Annotated in this window: 19 protein-coding genes; 9 read left to right on the top strand and 10 right to left on the bottom strand. The window is 48.6% G+C overall.

Annotated features, from left to right (window positions below; translation table 11 throughout):
- The first annotated feature begins 111 nt into the window (after positions 1-111).
- Positions 112-663, top strand: coding sequence for a peptide-methionine (S)-S-oxide reductase MsrA (gene msrA / locus FHS90_RS16795; protein WP_066829481.1), 552 nt, complete (start codon positions 112-114; stop codon positions 661-663).
- Between the two features lie 186 nt (positions 664-849).
- Positions 850-1,560 (top strand): outer membrane beta-barrel protein, encoded by a 711-nt coding sequence (locus FHS90_RS16790; protein ID WP_161947671.1) that lies wholly within the window; start codon positions 850-852, stop codon positions 1,558-1,560.
- Positions 1,561-1,581: 21 nt separating this feature from the next.
- Here FHS90_RS16790 and FHS90_RS16785 read toward each other — a convergent pair whose 3' ends face one another.
- Both FHS90_RS16785 and FHS90_RS16780 read right to left on the bottom strand, forming a co-directional pair.
- Entirely contained in the window at positions 1,582-2,826 is a 1,245-nt protein-coding gene (locus FHS90_RS16785) for a DUF2254 domain-containing protein (protein ID WP_182513908.1), read from the bottom strand.
- Positions 2,827-3,014: 188 nt separating this feature from the next.
- Complete coding sequence (locus FHS90_RS16780; RefSeq protein WP_182513907.1) at positions 3,015-4,319, bottom strand: cryptochrome/photolyase family protein; 1,305 nt, start codon at positions 4,317-4,319, stop codon at positions 3,015-3,017.
- A 191-nt stretch (positions 4,320-4,510) separates the two neighbouring features.
- Here FHS90_RS16780 and FHS90_RS16775 point away from each other — a divergent pair, with 191 nt between their 5' ends.
- The 7 genes from FHS90_RS16775 to FHS90_RS16745 all read left to right on the top strand — a co-directional run bounded on the left by FHS90_RS16775 (position 4,511) and on the right by FHS90_RS16745 (position 11,461).
- A complete protein-coding gene (locus FHS90_RS16775; RefSeq protein ID WP_066829491.1) occupies positions 4,511-5,881 on the top strand; it encodes a sensor histidine kinase in 1,371 nt (456 codons plus the stop codon).
- Positions 5,863-6,285 carry a response regulator gene (locus tag FHS90_RS16770; protein ID WP_182513906.1) on the top strand — a complete coding sequence of 141 codons (423 nt, stop codon included), beginning with the start codon at positions 5,863-5,865 and terminating at the stop codon, positions 6,283-6,285. Before FHS90_RS16775 ends, FHS90_RS16770 begins: the two co-directional genes overlap by 19 nt.
- A gap of 159 nt (positions 6,286-6,444) precedes the next feature.
- Positions 6,445-7,194, top strand: coding sequence for a Mut7-C RNAse domain-containing protein (locus tag FHS90_RS16765; protein ID WP_246387111.1), 750 nt, complete (start codon positions 6,445-6,447; stop codon positions 7,192-7,194).
- A 204-nt stretch (positions 7,195-7,398) separates the two neighbouring features.
- Positions 7,399-8,061 (top strand): transmembrane-type terpene cyclase, encoded by a 663-nt coding sequence (locus FHS90_RS16760; protein WP_182513905.1) that lies wholly within the window; start codon positions 7,399-7,401, stop codon positions 8,059-8,061.
- A gap of 402 nt (positions 8,062-8,463) precedes the next feature.
- Positions 8,464-9,360, top strand: coding sequence for an aldo/keto reductase (locus FHS90_RS16755; protein ID WP_182513904.1), 897 nt, complete (start codon positions 8,464-8,466; stop codon positions 9,358-9,360).
- A 169-nt stretch (positions 9,361-9,529) separates the two neighbouring features.
- Complete coding sequence (locus FHS90_RS16750) at positions 9,530-10,516, top strand: aldo/keto reductase (RefSeq protein ID WP_182513903.1); 987 nt, start codon at positions 9,530-9,532, stop codon at positions 10,514-10,516.
- A 483-nt stretch (positions 10,517-10,999) separates the two neighbouring features.
- The gene (locus FHS90_RS16745) at positions 11,000-11,461 is read left to right on the top strand and encodes a DUF4268 domain-containing protein (protein WP_066829499.1); all 462 of its coding nucleotides are present in this window, start codon (positions 11,000-11,002) and stop codon (positions 11,459-11,461) included.
- A 288-nt stretch (positions 11,462-11,749) separates the two neighbouring features.
- Here the strand turns inward: FHS90_RS16745 and FHS90_RS16740 are convergent, their stop codons facing one another.
- From FHS90_RS16740 to FHS90_RS16710, 8 genes are all read right to left on the bottom strand, one after another.
- On the bottom strand, positions 11,750-12,691 hold the full coding sequence (locus FHS90_RS16740; protein ID WP_182513902.1) for a gamma-glutamyl-gamma-aminobutyrate hydrolase family protein: 942 nt from the start codon (positions 12,689-12,691) through the stop codon (positions 11,750-11,752).
- Positions 12,679-13,686: an amidoligase family protein gene (locus FHS90_RS16735; RefSeq protein WP_182513901.1), complete on the bottom strand. Its 1,008-nt coding sequence runs from the start codon at positions 13,684-13,686 to the stop codon at positions 12,679-12,681. Before FHS90_RS16735 ends, FHS90_RS16740 begins: the two co-directional genes overlap by 13 nt.
- A gap of 196 nt (positions 13,687-13,882) precedes the next feature.
- Entirely contained in the window at positions 13,883-14,209 is a 327-nt protein-coding gene (locus tag FHS90_RS16730) for a hypothetical protein (RefSeq protein ID WP_182513900.1), read from the bottom strand.
- A 125-nt stretch (positions 14,210-14,334) separates the two neighbouring features.
- Positions 14,335-15,783, bottom strand: coding sequence for a hypothetical protein (locus FHS90_RS16725; protein WP_182513899.1), 1,449 nt, complete (start codon positions 15,781-15,783; stop codon positions 14,335-14,337).
- Between the two features lie 161 nt (positions 15,784-15,944).
- The gene (locus FHS90_RS22645; RefSeq protein ID WP_343049759.1) at positions 15,945-16,073 is read right to left on the bottom strand and encodes a hypothetical protein; all 129 of its coding nucleotides are present in this window, start codon (positions 16,071-16,073) and stop codon (positions 15,945-15,947) included.
- Positions 16,070-16,858: a DEAD/DEAH box helicase family protein gene (locus FHS90_RS16720; protein ID WP_343049756.1), complete on the bottom strand. Its 789-nt coding sequence runs from the start codon at positions 16,856-16,858 to the stop codon at positions 16,070-16,072. The genes FHS90_RS22645 and FHS90_RS16720 overlap by 4 nt, the downstream gene beginning before the upstream one ends.
- 32 nt (positions 16,859-16,890) lie before the next feature.
- Entirely contained in the window at positions 16,891-18,231 is a 1,341-nt protein-coding gene (locus tag FHS90_RS16715) for a hypothetical protein (protein WP_182513898.1), read from the bottom strand.
- A 208-nt stretch (positions 18,232-18,439) separates the two neighbouring features.
- Positions 18,440-20,170, bottom strand: coding sequence for a hypothetical protein (locus FHS90_RS16710; RefSeq protein WP_182513897.1), 1,731 nt, complete (start codon positions 20,168-20,170; stop codon positions 18,440-18,442).
- Positions 20,171-20,247 lie beyond the last annotated feature (77 nt).

Below are 20,247 nucleotides of genomic sequence, written 5' to 3'. Positions count from 1 at the left end.
GTATGAACTTCTCTTAATGGGCCACTCTTTTTTAGAGGAACACAGGCGGGCTGCTAAGTTAATAACGAAGGGAATCAGGCATACAGACGAAGATATTTTTGTCACAGAACTATGGAAAACACAGAGCAAGAGAACAAGCAGTATGAGAAAGCCACCTTTGCCGGGGGGTGCTTCTGGTGCATGGTAAAACCGTTCCATAAATATGACGGCGTACTAGAAGTGGTGTCTGGGTACACCGGCGGGCATGTGCCCAACCCCACGTATGAGCAGGTCTGCTCAGAAACCACCGGCCACTATGAGGCGGTACAGGTGACCTTTGACCCCACCGTGATCAGCTACAAAGAACTCCTGGAGGTTTTCTGGCAGTCTGTTGACCCCACAGACGCCGGCGGACAGTTTGGAGACCGCGGCTCTTCTTACCAGACGGCTATCTTCTTTCACTCAGAGGAGCAGCGGGAGCAGGCAGAGGCCTCTAAGAAGGAGATGGAGAAGCAGGGGCCGTTTGACCTGCCCATTGTCACTCCTATTCTGCCAGCCGTGCCTTTTTACCGCGCTGAGGAGTACCACCAGGACTATTATAAAAAGAATCCCAGCCACTACGGCCGCTACTTTGTAGGCTCTGGCCGCTCTGGTTTCTTAGACAGACACTGGAAAAAGGATTAACCCGTATTTTCTGTTTTCGGGCTGTTTTTACAAAAGCAGCCCGAAAACAGAAAATACGGCCTTGTTGTGCTGCCAGTCAGTTTAACTGTCCCGTGTTCTTGCTCACCATTGCGGTGGTGGCAGAGGCGGGAGTGCCTTGTGCATCCTGAAAAGATGCTTACCTTAGCCTCCTGTAATTGGATGACCATGACCACGAAACATTTACTGGCGGCTTTCTTTCTTTTTTCCGCAGTCATTTTTTCAGCGCAGGCCCAGGAGGTGACAGAAGAGGAGGAGGAAGGGTATGTGTACGAGCAGTATTTTGATAAAAAGAGCGACGTGTACACCCGGGTGGGCCTTAGTTGGGCTGGGGCGGTGGGCTGGGACTCTCATTCTTACAAAACAAAGAGAATCCTGTCTTACAGCTTCGGGATTGGCTATACCCACTCCCTGACCTACAAAGGGGATGTCAACGTGAACGCCGAGGTCAATTTATCCCGGGTAGGCTTCAGGGTGACCAATCCGGGAGGGGCTATGGACCTGGAGGAGCTGACCATGAACTACATTCAGATCCCGGTCATAGTACGGTATTACCCTATAAAGGAATTCAAAGCCGCTTACGTGGGCGCCGGGCCTCAGATTGCGTTCAAGTCTGGTGACGTGCAGATCAAAACCCAGGGGAGCGGCCAGTTCCTGCTCATGGACAATGCCGTAAACAGCCCAGACCTGGCCCTGGTGGGCGTGGCGGGCGTGCATTTCGCCAAAAAACTGGATCTGGGGCTGGAGCTACGGTACCAGCACAGCCTGAACAAATTCCTGAACCCGTTTCCAGAGGCCCGTCATTCTGTGTTTCAGGTGAGTTTCTTCTTTCCCGCCGAAGCCCTGTTGAACATAGGGTTGTACTTCCCCATTTTCTAGGGGCAGTGCCAAAAAAGTTTTTTAAAGGGCGTCTTTCTGCCGTTCCTGGTTTTTGACGGTTTGCAGCAGGTGTTCAATGCATTGCTGTTGCGCGGGGGGGTGGGCTTTTGCTTTTAGCAGAAGGAGAAGATGGTGCAGGGCCTGTCTCAGGGTCCGGTCTTCCTTCCCGTAATCCCAGATGGGGTAGAGGGTGTCAGTGAAGAGTTCGGCAAAGGTGGTTTCCTTCTTTAAAACCCGTACCGCTCCCTGCTGGTCCTTCTCCTGTTCCCGGGGGAAATGCTCCATTCTAAAAGCGAAAAGATCTGCCAGGGCCTGCAGGCTCAGTACCGCCGTGCCGGGATCATTGATGCCGGGGCTCAACGCTTTTAAAGCCACTTCCCTCAGTTGTTTAAAGCCATAGTACGCATTCTGCGCAACGGGCTCCCCCCGGTAAAATAACACCAGCCGCTGTACCTCCTGCAGAGATTCTTTTGAAAGAGGCTGCTGGGCGTAAACGGTGAGAAAAGGGGTGCCCGCCAGCAAAAAGGTGCCGGTAGGGTGGTGGAAGCGAATCTGGCACTGGTTGTGCTGGCAGAACCGCAGCAGCCCTTTTTCATTGACGGCCTGCAGGGTAGAAGACGCCTGCAGGGTGACTTCTTGCACGTGCGGGGCCGTGAAGGAGACGCTTTCAACCTGTTCGCGTAGCGGGCACAGCTTCTCCAGGGAGTTCTTGGTCTGCCGGTGTATGCGCTCTATAATCGTGTCATATTTTACAGACTGGGTGATGTAGTGCAGGAAGTAAATAAACAGGAAGATGTCTACCACCGTCAGGAAAATAAGGAGGTAGACGCTGAGCGCCGGCACGTGCACCCCTGAGTCAATGTCTCTGATGGTACTGAGCAGGAACAGGGCGTACACAATGGTGCCAATGTAAAAACCCAGGACCCACTGCTGAAACCGGTTCCCGATCATGCTGTCCAGCACCCGGTTGCTCATGTTAGATGCCGCCTGGTTCAGCAGAATCATGACCATAGAAAAACTGAAAACGGTCAAGGACAGAATGCCTGCCGCAATGGTGGCGGCAATGGTGCGGGCGGTACTGGCGTCTTTCAGGCTAATGAAGTCCCACTGCGCTTTGATGCTCTTGCCAAACGGCGAAAAATCAATGGCCAGCAACACATAAGAAAGCACCAGAAACCCTACCGCAATAATGGCCGGATAAAAGGCGATGCTATGGATGATCTTGGAATAGTGGCGCTGGATCCAGTTGAGGTAAGAGCTTTTCATAGAGACGGGCAAGGTTGCCGTATTTATACGGTGAAACGGAGCAGAAGCCTACCCCTCCCCGCAAAATCCCCGCCTAGGCCACGAGCCAACCCTTACTGCTTAGTCAGACTCTTCTGATTTTGGGCACGTTTCTGTTTTGGGGCTGTTTTCTGAAAAACAGCCCCAAAACAGAAACGTGCCGCTTAACATTAGACGGCAGCCAAAGCACTTTTATAGGCCTGTAGCGCCCGGTCTCTGGCAAAGGCATGTTCTACCATGGGAGCCGGATAAGCAGGCGTGCCCACCTCCGGCACCCAGCGCTTGATGTACTGCTGTTGCTTGTCAAACTTAACGGCTTGGGCGGCGGGGTTAAACACCCTGAAGTAAGGGGCGGCATCACAGCCGGTGCCCGCACACCACTGCCAGTTGCCGTTGTTGGCGGCTAAGTCAAAGTCCAGGAGTTTCTCTGCAAAATAGGCTTCGCCCCAGCGGTAGTCTATGAGCAGGTGCTTCACCAGGAAACTGGCCGCCACCATGCGCACACGGTTGTGCATGAAGCCGGTGGCGTTGAGTTCGCGCATACCGGCGTCTACCAGCGGGTAGCCGGTGGTACCGGCGCACCAGCGGGCAAACTGCTCCTGCTGGTTCTGCCACGGCACGTGCTCGTACGCCAAATGAAACGGCCGGGTGGCCACGTGCGGAAAATGGAACAGGATCATCATAAAGAAGTCCCGCCAGATCAGCTCAGAAAGCCAGACGGCATTCAACTGGTGCGCTTGCCGCGCCACCTCCCTGATGCTGACCGTGCCAAACCGGAGGTGCAGCCCCAGCCGGGTAGTGCCCGCCAACGCCGGCAGGTCCCGGGTCTGGTCATACGTTCTGATGAGTTGGGTAGGCACCCCTTTTGCCGGGAACACTATCCCATTCGGTACAAAACCCAGCTCTTGCAGAGAAGGCACAGGCAAAGGCGGGGAGGGTAAGAAATGCTGGAAATACCGGGGGGTGGGGTAAGGCTTCAAATAGAATGGGTTCAGCTTCTGGAGCCACTTCTTTTTGTACGCCCCAAACACCTGGTAGGGGGTGCCATTGTCTTTCACCACCTCGTGCTTCTCAAAGATCACCTGGTCTTTGTACGTGTGGAAGGCAATGCCCCGCCCATGCAGAAACTCCTGCACCTGCTGATCACGGGAGCGGGCCGCCGGTTCATAGTCATGGTTGGCAAAGACTTCCCGCACCGGGTACCGCGCTGCCAGCTGCCTCATCATGTCCAGGGGGGTACCATGCAGCACCAGCAGCGAAGAGCCCAACTGCTCCAGCTCGCGGCGCAGCGCCTGTACTGTTTGGTGCAGAAAGCTCACCCGCGGGTCCTCCCTGCTGGGTAAGCGGGAGAGTATGTCTGTGTCAAAGAGAAAGACAGGCAACACAGGGGCACCTGCCTGGAGCGCATGGTACAGGCCGGCATTGTCCTGCAGACGCAGGTCGCGCCGGAACCAGAAAACAGAGATGGGTGACAAGGGTAAAGCAGCTAAGAGGTGGTACTGGTAAAGTTTCGCCTGTGAAACAGGAGAAGCCGTGAAAAGTTTGGGTTTGCCCGTACTATATCGGTTTTTTCCTCTTGCGTTGGCTGCCCGGCCTGGGCAGATGTACAAGTGCTGCGAATATTTAGTAATATTAAGAAAAATGAATTTATTTCAGGAATGTACGCATGAACGGGTGGCAACGGTACAGGAACTATGTGATGGGCAACACCATTGGCCCCATTGAACCTAACCTGAAAGACCTGTCCTTCTGGCGGGATTATCTGTTCGCCAATGTGTTGCTGTACAGCATTCCGGTAAGTCTGGTGGCCCTGGTGCCTTGCCTGGTTGCCGCTTACATCAATGGACAGGACGTGCTCGCTTGTATTGAGCTGTTCGCCTTCTGCACCATGCTGCTGATCACCTTTACCCGGCGTTTGCGCCTGCAGGTGAAAAAGACGTTTCTGGTGGTGCTGCTCTACCTGCTGGCCGTGAGCCTGACTGTTTTTCTGGGCACGTTTGGCCCCGGGGTGCTGTACCTGTGGGCGGTGACCATCTTTACCGCCCTCACGTTTTCGCCTAAAAAAGCCTATCTCACGGTGGCGGTGAATTGCGTACTCTGCCTGGGCTTTGGCGTGGTCATTCAGTACCGGCTCTTTGACCTGCCTTTGCTGGAACTGTACAGCACCAGTGGCTGGATAGTCTTTTCTGTGAACCTGCTGTTTTTAAGCCTGATCACGTCTGCCCTGCTAGACCTGGTGTTTACCGGCCTGCAGAAAACCATTGTGCGCGAGGCAAACCTGAAACGGAGGCTTAAAGAGAAGGGAAAGCACCTGGGCCAGATGCTGATCACCGTGAAAAGCCAGAACGAGGAACTGGAGCGGTTTGCCTACATCGCCTCGCATGACCTGCAGGAGCCGCTGCGCACCATTTCTTCCCTGGTAGACCATCTGGAGAGCCAGAACCAGGGGCGGTTAGATGAGCCCTCACAGATGTACCTGCGTTTTCTGAGGCAGTCTGTGCACCGCATGCGGGCCCTCATTACGGGGCTGCTGGAGTACTCGCGCATTGGCAAAGAAAATGCCCTGGAATGGGTCAACTGCCAGACCCTGCTGGAGACGGTGCTGGCCGACCTGGACACGTTTATCAAAGAAAAGGAGGCTGAGATTCAGGCAGACAACCTGCCGCAGTTGCAGGGGTATGCGCTGGAGATCAAGCAGTTGTTTCAGAACCTGATCAGCAATGCCCTCAAGTTTCAGCGGCCAGGCACCCAACCCTGCCTTCAGATAAAGGTCCAAAAGCTGGACAAGCACTGGCTTTTTTCTTTTATTGACAACGGAATTGGCATTGAACCTAAGTTTCAGGACAAAGTCTTTGCTATTTTCCAGCGTCTTCACCCAAAGTCAAGGTATGAGGGTACCGGTATAGGGCTCGCGTACTGCCGTAAGATTGTGGAGCTGCACGGCGGCAAAATCTGGGTGGAACCAAACCCGGAGGGGGGGAGCATTTTCCGCTTTAGCCTACCGCTTACCAAAGAACAATGCTTACCAGAAGCCTGAATATCTTGTTGGTTGATGATGATGACACCACTAACTTTCTGCACACGCTAACCCTGCAGGCGTCTGGCGTGCCCCATACGCTCAACGTAGTAGAGACCATGCCAGACGCTCTGGCCATCTTCCAGGACCAAACCATCCCAGCCACGCAACTGCCCCACCTCGTCTTCCTGGACCTGAACCTGCCCGGCCACACCGGGTTTGACTTCCTGGATGAGTACCGTAAACTAGCAAAAGACACGGCTACCAAGCCGGTCATTGTGGTCTTGTCAGCCTCTGTGAACCACGAAGACGAAAAAAAAGCCCTCCAGGCACCGGAGGTGGCTGCGTTCAGGAGCAAACCTTTGTCGGTGGCCATGGTACACCAGATCATCAGCACCTATTTCCCTGACCTGGGCACAGCCTAGGTTGAACGCTTTGCCTCGGTGACAGCCGGCCTCCCGCTATTTTCTGTTTTAGCGCTGTTTTTTGAAAATCAGGCCTAAAACAGGGAGCCACCCTCTTCTACTATCCATTTGGTTCAAGTTCGGCCTAAGAACGGTAAAACTTTCTGAGGGGGCGGCAGTATGTTGGTAACAATGGAGAAGGAGGCGCTTTTCAAATTTTATGGTCCCCTGCGGGACTTCTACCCGCTGAACCGGAAACCGGATTGGGGAACGTATAGGTTTACCGGATCGCCAGCCGTAAAAGATGCCGTTGAGGCGCTTGGGGTGCCGCACCCTGAGGTGGGTGCCATTCTTTTGAACGGCATGTCTGTGCGCTTCAAAGAACCTTTGACTCCCGGTGCCTGCGTAGAAGTCTTTGCCCACGCTGAGGCGCCCCCGGGTACTGAACCCCTGCTACCCGCAGTTGCGCCACCGGGCCTACCCGTTTTTGTGGTAGATGTACACCTGGGAACGCTGGCACGGGCGCTCCGGCTGCTGGGATTTGATACTGTGTACGCCCAGGAGATGCCAGATGCGGCCATTGCCGCCGTTGCCGAGCGGGAGGAGCGGGTGGTGCTCACCAGAGACGTGGGCCTGTTGAAGCACAGAAAGGTGCAATGGGGCTATTGGCTCCGGTCCCAGCACACCCGCCCACAGCTGGAGGAAGTAATCAGGCGGTATGATCTAAAGCCGTGGTTCCAGCCATTTACCCGCTGCACCGTCTGCAACGGCACCTTAACAGAAGTGCCAAAAGAAGCTGTGCAGGAGCGGCTTCCGCCGAAAACAAAGTTGTACTTCCATGAATTCTTCCAGTGCGCCAGCTGCCGGCGGGTCTACTGGAAAGGATCCCACTATGACCGCATGCGTACGTTTCTGGGCCAGCTTGAATGAAGTGGGGCGGGTCTTGTAGGGGGAGCGTTTATGGCCTGTTTTTTCCTAAACAGCCTCAAAACAGCGGGGAGAAAAGTTTTCCCCTGCCGTTTGTTTTGGAGCTGATTTCAGCAAAACAGCTCCAAAACAGGTCGCCAGCCGCCCCTTTACAAAACGCAGCCCTCCATTTCAAACCTACTGCCTCATAGTTCTGTTTAGGGAAATATGTTACAGAACCCACAACATCTGAACGAAACCGTCTCCCACCTGTTGATGATTGGCAGCGGTATCTTCTGGACCATCACCTACCTCCTGATCCTTCGGCGCGGCTTCCTGGACAAAACCTACGGCATGCCCATGGCGGCACTCTGCGCCAATGTCTCCTGGGAGTTCATCTTCTCCTTTGTGTTCCCGCACCCGCAGCCCCAGCTCTTCATTGATTACCTGTGGCTTCTCTTTGACGTGGGCATTCTCTGGCAATACATCAGGTACGGCCGAAGCAGTTTTCCGGAGCAGCTGCCCCAGAACCTGTTTTACCCCGCGTTCCTGTTTTCGCTGGTGTTCGCCGCCCTTCTCATTGCGGTGATCTCTGTGGAGTTTAACGAGTACATTGGCATTTATGCCGCCTTTGGGCAGAACCTGATGATGTCTATCCTGTTTGTGCATCTGTTCCTGAAACGGAAGGGCGTGCAGGGGCAGTCGGTCTACATTGCCCTGGCGAAGATGGTGGGGACCATCTTTCCGTCGGTGCTGTTTTACCTTTATTTTCCGGAGTCTTATCTGCTGCTGCTGCTGTACGGCGGCATCTTTGTCTTTGACCTTGTTTATTTTCTGCTGCTCTACTTCCAGCTCAGGCGGGAAAGGGAGAATCCCTGGGCCAGGCTGTAGACTTACCCGCCGTTTACTTGTCTTGTGCCGGTAGCCCTCTTTGCAGAACTTGCGTTAAAAGCATGTTTACCGGTTGGGTTTAACGGGCAAAATGTACCAGACAAAGGTTCTACGGAAGCCGTTCTTACACCACGTAAAAGTTTTACGGGGCGGGAAACGGGTGAGCGCAGGTTCCTGTAGGGCGTTTTACCGGGTAAAAGACAGATGTAAACATAGAAGCTGTTTAGAGTTTTCCGGTTTCAGCATCCAGCTGCTAGTGCCTACGTTTTAGGGCTACTTTTTAAAAAACAGCCCTTAAACAGAAGCTTCTAACAGGGCACCGGTGTACGCTGGCGCCCGGGGCTGACCAGCAGACGCTACACAACTTCAAGAAGGAAAGAACAGCCAAAAACAGACGCGAACATGGAGTATCACCAATTGGGCACCTCAGACCTGCACGTCAGCACCCTCAGCTTCGGGTGCATGTCTTTGAAAGGAACCCCTTCAGAAAACACCACACTGCTGCGGCAGGCCCTGGCGGGCGGCATCAACTTCTTTGACACCGCCGACCTCTATGACCAGGGCGGGAACGAAGAAACCGTGGGCAAAGCCTTCAAAGGCGTGCGGGACCAGGTGATACTGGCCACCAAAGTAGGAAACCAGTGGCGCCCAGACGGCAGCGGCTGGGACTGGAACCCCGGCAAAGCCTACATTCTGCAGGCGGTAGAGCAGAGCCTGCGGCGGCTGCAAACAGACTACATTGACCTGTACCAGTTACACGGCGGCACCCTGGAAGATCCCATTGAGGAGACCATTGAGGCTTTTGAACTGCTGCAGCAGCAGGGCAAGATCAGGTACTACGGTATTTCCTCCATCAGGCCCAACGTGATCAGGGAGTATGTGCGGCGGGCCAACCTGGTGAGCGTGATGATGCAGTACAGCCTGCTGGACCGCAGACCCGAGGAAGAAGTGCTGGATCTGCTCCAGCAGCACCAGATCAGCGTTTTAGCCCGCGGAAGCCTGGCCCAAGGATTGCTGCTCGGGAAGCCCGCAAAAGCATATTTGGACCTTTCTGCCGGGCAGGTGGCAAAAATGGCCTCGGCCGTTCAGGCCCTGGCTACCCAAGATGCTTCAGAGCTCGCCCTGGCGGTACAGTATGTGCTGCAGGCGCCGGCGGTGGCTACAGCCGTTCTGGGAGTGCGAACCCGGGAGCAGTTGGCGCAGCTGCTGGCGGCGGCCAGGGCGGCACCGCTTGCCCCCCAACAGGTAGCAATGCTGCAACAACTTCTGCCTGCGGCCACCTATGCGCAGCACCGCTAACGGTGGCAGGCCGTAAAGGCATATCTTAGATCCAGTTTTACAGTATATACTAGTGGCCCGTCTGCAAAGGAGCTTCTGTTTTAGGGCTGTTTTTCTGAAAACAGCCCTAAAACAGAAGGCGCACGTTTGGCTGGATTGGTTTGTAAGTGAACTTTTAAGAAGCAGCAATATGAACTATAGAACATTAGGCAAAACCGGCTTTCAAATCTCTGAGGTATCCTTGGGCACGTGGCAGGTGGGGGGCCGTTGGGGAGAGCCTTTCAAAGAGGCCACGGCGGCAGAAATCATCAATGCCGCCATTGACGGCGGGGTCAACTTCATTGACACCGCAGACGTGTACAGTGACGGGTTAAGTGAGGCGGCCGTGGCCAAAGTGGTCAAGGGCAGAAGCGAGGAGGTCTTTATTGCCACCAAGTGCGGAAGGCAGATTCAGCCGCATACCGCCGAGGGGTACACTCCGGAGCGCCTGCAGAAATACGTAGAGGAGAGCCTCCGGAACATGGGCGTTGAAACCCTGGACCTGATCCAGTTGCACTGTCCGCCTACAGAAGTGTACCGGCGGCCTGAGATCTTTGAGACCTTTGCCCGCCTGAAGGAACAGGGCAAGATCAGGAACCTGGGCGTGAGTGTGGAGCTGGTAGAGGAGGCGTTGCTTGCCATGGACTACGGGAACGTGGCCACCATCCAGGTGATTTTCAATATGTTTCGGCTCAAGCCCAGTGAGCAGTTATTCACTAAAGCCCAGGATAACAATGTAGGGCTGATTGTGCGGGTTCCGCTGGCCAGCGGCTTGTTAACCGGTAAGTTCACCCATGCCACCTCGTTCAGCCCAGAGGACCACCGCAACTTCAACCGGAACGGCGAAGCGTTTGACAAAGGGGAGACGTTCTCTGGGGTTGACTATGATTTAGGGGTAGAGGCGGCCGAAGAACTGAAGAAGCTGTTCCCGGGGCAGGCGCCGCTGGCGGCGTGGGCGCTGCGGTGGGTGTTGATGTTCCCGGAGGTGAGTACCGTGATTCCCGGGGCCTCCCGGCCGGAGCAGGTGACCACCAACCTGCAGGCGGCGGCCCTGCCTGCGCTCTCACCTGAGCAGATGCAAGGGGTGGAGGCTGTTTATAACCAGTACATCAAGCCTACGGTGCACGAGCAGTGGTAGCGCTCACACCTGGAGAAGACGCAGTAGGGCAGCTGCTGCCCCTAAAGCTAAAAAGGGGGATATCCCCCGATTCCCCCTTTTTATAAACAAAAACAAAAAACCCAATGGAATCATCAACGGATTGCTTTCCACTGGTGGCAAAGTACCCGCTAAAAGTTGAGGAAAAGAATACCTAAAAGTTGGTATTTATTCAACAGGCCTGCCCAGGGGAAGGAGGCACACTGAAGGGGCAAAATGTACGTAACAACCGTGTAGCGCCTTCTTTTACAGCAGGTTGTGCTTGTCTGGAACGGGTTCAGGCGCCTTTTCGCCTTCGGCTGACTAAATAAAAAGATGGAAGAGGGGGTTGGGCACACCCCTAGCAACAAGAAAGTACTAAGGAGCGGTGGCGGGTGCCAACAGGGGGAGTTTGGGAAAAGCGCGGCCAAGGAGGCAACCCAAGCCGCCAGACCTTACCTTTGTGGCCGCTCTTTCTATTTGACTATGTATACAAGAGAACAAGCTTCACAGATGCGGCAGGCCTTCTGGACTACGTTTGGCCAGTACATGGCCCCTATCCCGTCGGCTGAGGGGATGAGGATCAACTGGTCTAACTATAAAACCGGGCTGAAGAACGTGTACTTCCGGATGCGGGCAGAAAAAAAAGCCGCCTCCATCGGGATTGAGATGACCCACCGTGACCTGGAGATTCAACAGATGTTCTTTGAGCAGTTTCAGGCCCTGAAACTTGTTTTGCATGAAACGCTGGGCGAAACCTGGGAATGGGAGCTTCACGCCCAGGACGAACTGGGGGAGACCATTAGCCGCATCTACACAGAACTGCCGGCGGTGAATGTGTTCAACAAAGATGACTGGGGAACGCTCATCACCTTCTTCAAACCGCGCATCATAGCCTTAGATGAATTCTGGACCGATGCCCAGTACGCCTTTGATTCCCTGAAATAAGGCGTTTCATTTTTTGGCAATGCGCTGGTTGGTTGTCTGGCATTGACGTGGTTGAGCGTTTTCTTTTGAGCCCCGGGCGTAAGCATCTGCTTGGGCATTTGTAAGTAGGCAAGTTTCTGTTTCCGGGCTGTTTTTGGGAAAGTAGGTCCAAAACATGGCCACAGCCTGCGCCAGCCAAAAGCCTCTGAAAACCTAAACCTGAAATCTCACATCAGCTTCTTTATCTAAGAACCGGAATAACCTTCTGTTTTTGGCCTGTTTTCTGAAAAACAGGCCAAAAACAGAAACTCAGGCATTACCGGAGCGGGGTTGGAGGTTCATTTCCTGCTGCTCAATTGCCTCCAGCGCCCTGCTTCTGGGCGAAGAGATGGCCTGCTGCATATCAGGCTCCTCAATCTGTGCCTGTACCAACCGCGCGTGCTGCACCAGACTTTTAAAAATGCGCCGCTGCTCCTGGTGCTGCGGCAGGTACTCTGGGTGCCACTGCACGCCAAGCATAAAAGGCGCCAGTGTGTTCTCAATAGCCTGCACCACCTGGTTTTTCTCCCTCGCCACAATCTGGATGCCCCGGCCAGGAACATGGACCGCCTGGTGGTGCAACGCGTTCACCTTCAGTTTCTCCACCCCCAGCACCTGTTGCAGTTTGCTCCCCGGGGCAATGCGCACCTTCTTCACCGGGAAAATGCTGGAGGGGTTGGGCTCCTCTTTGTAGAACGTCTGGATGTCCTGGTAGAGGGTGCCGCCAAAATAGACGTTCATGAGTTGGGAGCCCCGGCAGATGCCCAGTACCGGTAACCGCTTGGTGAAGGCCTGGTGAATGAGTTGGAACTCCAGATGGTCGCGCTCCCGGTCAACAGACCACTGGGGCTTCCGGCTGAATAACTTCCGGAGGAAGAACAGGAGCGGGTAGTACGTCCACCGGATGAACCGGCCAACTCTGGTGAGGAAACTTTTGCGGGGGTGCTGCAACGTGCGCTGCAGGTACTCGTTGATGAGGTTTTCCTGCTGAAACACCTGCGGGTCAATATCGGCGCCGCCGCCAATGATGAGCCCCTGCAAACCGTCTGAGGTGCGGGGGGAGGAGGGCGTGATCCGGACGGGTTTGCCCCCGGCCAGCCGTACCCCCAGGGCGGCAAAAAGCCACGCCACCTCGCCGCCCTTGTCTGGCCCCGTGACTCCAATGGTGGGGCGGTTGCGGTTGATTTTGTTTCTGTTTTCTAAGAATGCCACTCGTTCATACGTTTAACCCATTTCTCCTCAAAGCCCAGCAGGGTGTCTTTCTTAAGACGCAGGTATTCCTGGCTCAGTTGCGCTATTTGCCCGGGCTGTGCGGCCAGCTCTTCAATGACCACCCACAGGTTCCATTCCTGGGCCAGGGTCCAGTTGGGGTCTGAGACGCGGCTGTTGGGGAGCCGGTAATGAAATGTGTTTCTGGCTTTCACACTGCCCAGGTTGGTGTAGCTGTTGACCAGCTCTTCCTGCAGATGGGCAAAAAGCGGGTACAGGTCCAGCGGACGGTTGCGGTCTGGGTTGTAGTGGTGGTAGTCTTCAATGAGCTGCGGCAGGTCTGGCTGGTAGGAGGGGGGCAACACCAGGGCTATGTACTCTGCCGGATACGGGTTGATAAACGTGGTCATGTGCCGGCGGGCGAAATCAGTTTGCCCTTTCTCCACCAGCCAGGGGTACAGCAGCAGAAACGCGCGCAGGTACCGGAGAATGGTAGCCGGGTCTGAGGCAGGCAGCTCTGTGTTGATGTGGGTGCCGAAGGCGTTGGTGAAAAACGCCTCAGTGCCCTGGGCGTGGTGCTCCAGCAGCGCCCTCCGGAGCGGCTCTAACAGATGCAGCTGCGAATAAGGAATGGGCGGCGCGCCCACCTCATAGGGGATCACCTTCTGGATCATGCTCTCCAGCGCATCTTCTACCTTTTCCTCCAGGGTGCTGCCGCCCACCTGAATGTGCTCCAGGTCTATGTTCAGCTTGTCAAAGATGTATTTGTATTTCTTCTCAGTGAGGAGTTTCAGGTCAATTTCCACAGAAAAATCACCCAGGCGGGTGTTCACCACCTTCTGCGAGAACCGGTGTTCCTTCTGGCAGGTGCCGCCGTACAAGTCTATGATAAGTTGTACACTCTCGTCTACGCCCACCTGCGCAAACTCCAATTCGAAGCCCACTTTTCTTTCCTCCCCGCTGGCATTCACTTTAATGGGTAGCTCCTTAAATTCCATAGTATGAAAGAATTAAACAGAACTAACTGAACGGGAAAAATTAGCGGGCGTTGCGGTACTGGCCGCTTTTAGCAGGAGAAAGAGCCTGTATTTTACCCATAGAGGGGCCACCACCTGGTTCAGAGTTTCTGTTTTAGGGCTGTTTTTCTAAAAACAGCCCTAAAACAGAACGCACCCCAGAAGGCAGACGCCCGGCCTACCATTGGGAGGCGGTGTCATCTGGGTTCCGGTACCGCTGAATGAAACGGTTCTGAAAGTCTGTGGGGGAGCCTTTGCCCTCCAGGTAATTCTGCATGTCCAGGTGCATCTTGAGCTGGTCCAGCTCCAGAAACTCCTGCCAGAGCAGTTGGTCATGGAGGGGCAGGCTGTCAATGATTTCCGCCAGCTGCAGGTTTCTCCGGTCTGTTTTCGGCTGTTGCAGGTCTGGGTGTTCGTCCAGCTGTTTCCTGATTCTCTCCCTAAAGTACGCATTCAGCTCACTGTACCGGTCTTCATTCCAATTTTTGCTATCCAGATTTTCCATGGGGTGGGCAACTAGTAGAGGTTCTTGTACGGGAAATTTCGACTAGTTTAATGACAAATCAAGTAAATTTATTTTTTTACATAATTTTAATAAAAAAGATAAATGTAGATGAATAGCTTGAATGTCTAATTCTGGTATTTCTTTACCTTTATGTTATTAATTTGAGTAGCGGTTGGTGCAGGTTTTATAGTGCCATAGGTATTGTTAGTCTTGCTTAAATTTATAAGATATTCTACAAAGCTTGCAGCCTCTGATGCTGTTTCAAAATTTATAATTTCATCGTCCCATTTTAGGTATTGTATTGTTCCTCCAGTCTCTAATCCAATTCTATAAGTTATTGGCTTAAAATCTTCAGGTTTTATTAAGTCAATCTTTAAAGGCGGTATTTCTGATGTTTGTCCTATTTCTCCATAAAAAAAAGTTACACTTTGTCTCGCTTCGGGGATATGCTTAACCGTGTTTTTATTTACGTGTCTATATAAATATTTGTATTTTAAATAACCCGGCACAGGTTCAGTAATATTAGGAAAAAACCATTTTGCTGTATTTTTTAACAAAGAAGCCACTGGAATAGCTTCTGTTGCTTTGTAATAATCAGGTACTTTAAATATTGTAATTGGATCAGCATAATCACCATTAAAATTATATTGAACAGATACAGATGTATTGCCACTTAAATCTACACCAAAAGCACCTTCTTGTCTTAAAACGATACTACTTTTAGATATAGTCCCCGAAAGTTTCATTCTTGATAACAGCAAATTAATATTTGTTTCATACTTATCTGTTAAGTTTAAACTAGCACTTGGCCCTATAGAGGTTGAGTGTTCGTTACCTTTCAAAATTTCTCCACCACTGTTGTTTAAATCTGAATTTTCAGTAAGTCCAATATCTGATTTTCCTGATTTAGTTGCTATAGTATTACTTAAAGTTGATTTATTTGAACCATAAGTTTTTGCACTAGTACTTGCGCTAACGTTTGCTGTAGCTGACCATTGTTGGGAAGATGTGACTTTTCCTAAATCAACAGTAACCCAATCTGTTACAAATTTATCCCAAGAATTAAATTCAATATTACCTGAATCAGGTAGATCAAGAGATACTTCTAGATTTGTAAGCCTATCAGCAATTCTGTTGAAAGTTCTATAATCCTCATTTCCACCTTCAGATACCCAACGTCTATCAACAGAAAAAACAATGGATTTATTTATAGTAGTTGGGAAAACTCTTATTTTTGATGGGCTACTGTTATTAATAACTAGTTTATGCGTTAAACTAGTAGCAAATTGATCAATAGATGTAGATTTGGAAGAGAGTGCTTTAAAGATCTCAGCCTGACCTTCTGGGGAAAGCTCTCTTACAAAATTTGATACATCTTTAGATGAAGTAGATGGTTTTGAATCTTCTATAATATTATAAGATTCGGTTTGAATATTAACATATTTTTTTAGATCTTTCTTGTTTACCCATACAAAATCATGATTTTTAAATCTCCTACTTAAATTAACGCAGGAGGTAGTGATTAAAATGATGAGTGGGAAAAGTACATGTCTTTTCTTTAATATTGGTTTCATTTGGTAGTATTAAGTTATAAATATTGGTTTGTAAAATAATGATGTATATTGCTGGCATACAATACCTGTTTTTGGGTATTTTAAACTTAATAGTTATATCTGTTGTTGTGCTTAGTTATTTATGATTTTAAAAGAGGTTACAGAAGTAAATAACAAAAGGTTTATAGTAATTTTGGGCGTAGAATATGGGTATAGATAGCCCTGGTTACTATCTTGCCCAGGTGCAGCTTGGCCAGGCGCGGCTCGTAGTAGATGGGCACTACGGCCTTGTCTTCGGTGGCCTGTTTTATGTCATAGGTGTGTGATGATGCGCCATTAATGGCGTGTCACCGAACACGGCCACGGTGTCGGCGTCTTTGCTGTCTACAGGCGTGCCGGTGAAGCCAATGAAACTGGCCTGCGGCAGGGCACGGCGCAGGTTGTTGGCGAAGCCCTGCACCAAGCCGTACTGGGTGCGGTGGCACTCATCGGCAATCACAATGATGTTGTCACGGGAACTCAGGACGGGGTGCTCCAGTTCGCGGCCGGTGGCGGTGTCTTTGAGGTTGAACTTCTGCACGGTGCTGAACACCACGCCGCCGCCCTCGCCGCTGAGCAGGCTGCGCAGCTCGTCGGTGGTGTTGGCGATGCTCACGTCACCTACCAGGTCTTTGGCGGCCACAAAGTCCTCGAAGAGCTGGCGGTTCAGGTCAAAGCGGTCTACCTGCACCACAATGGTGGGATTCCGGAGCTGGGGCAGCTGGCGCAGAATGCCTGTGTAAATGGCCATGGTGATGCTCTTGCCTGAGCGGGTGGTGTGCCAGATAACGCCAATACGGCCGTCGCCGAAGGGGCGCACGCTCATGAGGGTTTCCTGCAGGGCGTACTGTATACCATAGAACTGATGGTACTTGGCGCCTTTCTTAATCAGTTCGCCTTTGTCCAGTTCATGGAAGATGTAGTGGCGCACGTATTGCAGCAGGCGGTGCGGTACCAGCAGGCCTTTGATGAGGGTTTCCAGCGCGAAGCCGTTGTCTACCACGCCACGGCCGTCTATGCTTTTCCAGGCGGCGTACCACTCCAGGCCGGTCTGCACGAAATTCAGAAGTAAAAACGAAAGGGGTAAGGCTATAGTATTATTGAAAATGAAAACTTATTAGTGCCCTTATTGATTTCTAAGCAAAATTCAAATTCATCAATCTCCCAAGTCCTTCCACACCATTCACCATTTATTATTTGTTCAGTATCTTCCTCAGTATATTCTCCTTTAAGGTATTTATCTAAACCCATAACTTTAACTATTTTATTTGTTACCGCCTCAAATTCCTTGTAGGATGTAAATTTCGAAAGGTTAAGAGAGTCACGATACAGGACTACAATAAGCCCATCATCTTGGTCTCTTATATAGTCTAGTCTATTAAAAAATCCAAAGTGATTTTGCGAGGCTTTTATAGTTGTATATTCTCTGTTATATCTTAGTGATTGCTTATTATTTATTACTAGGCCTTTGCTAAGGTCGTGTCGCAACAGCGTCAAATAACTTTTTGCATCCTCATCAATTATACCTGATAATTGTCCTATAGTCTTTTCGAAGTCATTAACATGAAGAACTTTTGTGTCAATATTTAGTAATTTAAAAATAACTTTCGCCTTTAGAAGTAAGCCTTCGTCTTCTGATATCAAGTAGTCACAATGAGCAGCATAATAAGCATGTAATGAATCATGAAACGTATTAATAAACTTAGCTTTTTTATTCGGTTCTTTATCGATGCCAAGAATATTAAGACAATTGTATGCGGTGGTGAAATAGTCTAACTCTTTATGCTCAGGGTGTCTATCATTATTAGGTTTGGCTTTTTCCACAAAATCTAAAAATGATTGCTGTATAGGAGTACCCCTTAAATCATCGTTAAAGTTTATACTTTCAATATCAATGTTATACTTTGAAGATAACTGTAATTCATCTAATGCAAACCTTCTCAAATCCTTATATACACTTTTGTCATTAAACAATGCATCACTCATATGAGAGAATTGTTGCATCCATTCTTTTAATGTATATTCATCTTTTAAATCAGGAATAAGTTTCTGCCATAATTCCTTTGCTTCTGGTTGAGTATCAAGGTTGCTAGCCAAATTTAGTTTCAAAGTTGATGAAAATTGTTTTTTAAAGACTTCTTTTGCCAATTGCATCGCTGGCGAGGAATTAAACACTTCATCATCGAAAAGTTCATCAAAATTAAAATAATCTATTATAGGCTTATCTTCAGCTAAACCTAGAAAAGCTTCCTCTGGAGTTGCAACTTTTACATTTACAAAGTTTTCTTTCCACTCAAGTAGTAAATAATTATAATCAACATACTTACCCATGAACTTGAGGTCTTCAAATTTCTTTTCAGTCTTATCACGTTGTAAGTCCAATAAATGAGCGTGAGAAAAGTAATACATAAACCTGTCCTTGTACTTCATTAATCCTTTGTCAAGTGAAGTATAAAATTCAGATTCTTGATTTTTAAGAAACCTAAAAATATTGCTATCTATGTAAACCCTAATCATTATTTATAAGTATTTTAACTATTTATCTGGCTTCGAGCAATCTCGTCTAAAACAACTTTTAGAGCTCTTTCGTTGAGGTAATATCTTTAAGTTTATATTTTAATAATAAAAAAATATAAACTTAACCTAATATATGCTTTAACTCTTTATTTATAGATTTTGGAATCTCAAAGTTTCTATTTTTTCTGAAAACGAAATAATCAAAGCTAGGATATTTTGAAATTAAATCGTCCATGTTTCTTACAATCAACTTTCTTTCAAGTTCTTTGAGCGACTGATGGTATTCTTTTATTAGATTTTTTAAATTTCTTTTGTCTAATGAGAGATAATCATTGTGTAAGATTAATGTTTCAATGTTTATAACAACTAATTCCTTGCACTTAATATTCCAAACTTCAACATCTTTCAGTTGGCTATTGAGCTCTTTTGCTAAAATGGTGTTGATGCCATTCTGTTTAAGCGACCTGTCAGTCACTATTAAGATTGGTTGAATTACAATATTTCGACTTTTTATTCCCTTTGATTCATAATCATCAAAATCAAATGGTTTTATATTTAGTTCTTTAATGCTAGTTGCTAACTGCCTTACTCCTGCCTTTGGCCTATCCAGGAAGTCAAAAATTTTATCTACATCTTGGCTTACCTTAGCATCCGAACTTAAGCTATTGTCTTTGCATTCAAAAAGGTATATATTTTTTGTATGTCTAACATAATAATCTGTTTTTTCAATATCTTTTCCAATTGTAGACTTATAAAAATTGCTTTGCTGCAATCCTGAAAAAGTCATGCATTTATTATAAATATTCTCTAATTGACTATAAAGAAGATACTCCTCTGTAAAATCTTTTCTAATAATTGACAAAAAATTGAGTTTTTTATCAAATTGCTTTGCAACACTATTTAGCTCCCAAAATAATCCATCATAAAATTTATTATAGAGAAAATTAATTGACAAAGGATAGAATGAATTATTATTTACCTTGTAAAGTGGAAACTTTCTTAACTCAAGATGGTCTATCGAATTCTGAGCTAAAGTTTTTAAATCAATGTTTATGTTTATCGCTAGTTTATTAGCCAAGTCAAAGGCAATCTGTTCCTGTTCCGGAAAATCCAAAACTTGTACATACTCAAAATTCTCACTTAGAGGCTTAAAAACAAATACTAATGAAAATATCGTCTGTAAGTATTCTTCCCACTTTGTGAATCCTTTTTCCGTTAAAAACTCATGCAGTATTTGAGATAATTTAGGATGGTTATCTAGAAATCTCAATAGGAATACTCCTTTACATACCTGCGAAAGTATTTCGGATTTTATATCAAGGTTTAAAAAATCACCCGAGGAAACGATGATGGGTAAAAATCTTTTAAAGTAAATATCTTCTAAAGTTTCAATTTCCTTATTGGAATTAAAACTTTTAATTTGGTCTTGTTGTATTTGTTCATTTGCTAGAAGAATTGCTTCAAAAAGTCTTAATTCTTGCTCAGGACTAATTGTGTTTGCATCACCTTCCTTACAAACTTGTAGAGCTTTCTCGATTATTTTTATATTGCTTTGAGTGTTTACAATATATAAAAATTTGTTATCTGAAAATTTGCTATAGAATTGTGAATAATTTATTTTACTTTTAAGTTTATTTGGAAAATTTGAAGTTATTATTCTTAGTACATGTTCCTGAAAACTCTCAGAAGATTGAGTAAAGAAAGTTCCTAAATTTATGTATGACATTACCCTCATAATAGCATCTAGAGGAATGTCTTTAATTAAATCTTCTATGTTAATTTTAGTTATATCCTCATTAGGATATAAATCAGTAAATGTAGCAAAAAGCCCTACATGCTCATTTGTTTTCATAAAATATCAACTAATTTATTGTTTAATATAGAGTAAAACTATAAGTATAAAACTCTTGTGATTTACAGATTGAATCA

Source organism: Rufibacter ruber, from assembly GCF_014138425.1.
Lineage (GTDB): Bacteria > Bacteroidota > Bacteroidia > Cytophagales > Hymenobacteraceae > Nibribacter > Nibribacter ruber_C.
Note: the sequence above shows the minus strand (reverse complement) of the source record. Positions and strands in the feature narration are given on the sequence as shown.

Coding starts and splice junctions, on each gene's coding strand:
- FHS90_RS16745 (WP_066829499.1), top strand. CDS start 11,000: ATGTATACAAGAGAACAAGCTTCACAGATGCGGCAGGCCTTCTGGACT.
- msrA (WP_066829481.1), top strand. CDS start 112: ATGGAAAACACAGAGCAAGAGAACAAGCAGTATGAGAAAGCCACCTTT.
- FHS90_RS16750 (WP_182513903.1), top strand. CDS start 9,530: ATGAACTATAGAACATTAGGCAAAACCGGCTTTCAAATCTCTGAGGTA.
- FHS90_RS16735 (WP_182513901.1), bottom strand. CDS start 13,686: ATGGAATTTAAGGAGCTACCCATTAAAGTGAATGCCAGCGGGGAGGAA.
- FHS90_RS16760 (WP_182513905.1), top strand. CDS start 7,399: ATGTTACAGAACCCACAACATCTGAACGAAACCGTCTCCCACCTGTTG.
- FHS90_RS16730 (WP_182513900.1), bottom strand. CDS start 14,209: ATGGAAAATCTGGATAGCAAAAATTGGAATGAAGACCGGTACAGTGAG.
- FHS90_RS16770 (WP_182513906.1), top strand. CDS start 5,863: ATGCTTACCAGAAGCCTGAATATCTTGTTGGTTGATGATGATGACACC.
- FHS90_RS16715 (WP_182513898.1), bottom strand. CDS start 18,231: ATGAAGTACAAGGACAGGTTTATGTATTACTTTTCTCACGCTCATTTA.
- FHS90_RS16785 (WP_182513908.1), bottom strand. CDS start 2,826: ATGAAAAGCTCTTACCTCAACTGGATCCAGCGCCACTATTCCAAGATC.
- FHS90_RS16725 (WP_182513899.1), bottom strand. CDS start 15,783: ATGAAACCAATATTAAAGAAAAGACATGTACTTTTCCCACTCATCATT.
- FHS90_RS16765 (WP_246387111.1), top strand. CDS start 6,445: ATGTTGGTAACAATGGAGAAGGAGGCGCTTTTCAAATTTTATGGTCCC.
- FHS90_RS16790 (WP_161947671.1), top strand. CDS start 850: ATGACCACGAAACATTTACTGGCGGCTTTCTTTCTTTTTTCCGCAGTC.
- FHS90_RS16755 (WP_182513904.1), top strand. CDS start 8,464: ATGGAGTATCACCAATTGGGCACCTCAGACCTGCACGTCAGCACCCTC.
- FHS90_RS16710 (WP_182513897.1), bottom strand. CDS start 20,170: ATGAAAACAAATGAGCATGTAGGGCTTTTTGCTACATTTACTGATTTA.
- FHS90_RS16775 (WP_066829491.1), top strand. CDS start 4,511: ATGAACGGGTGGCAACGGTACAGGAACTATGTGATGGGCAACACCATT.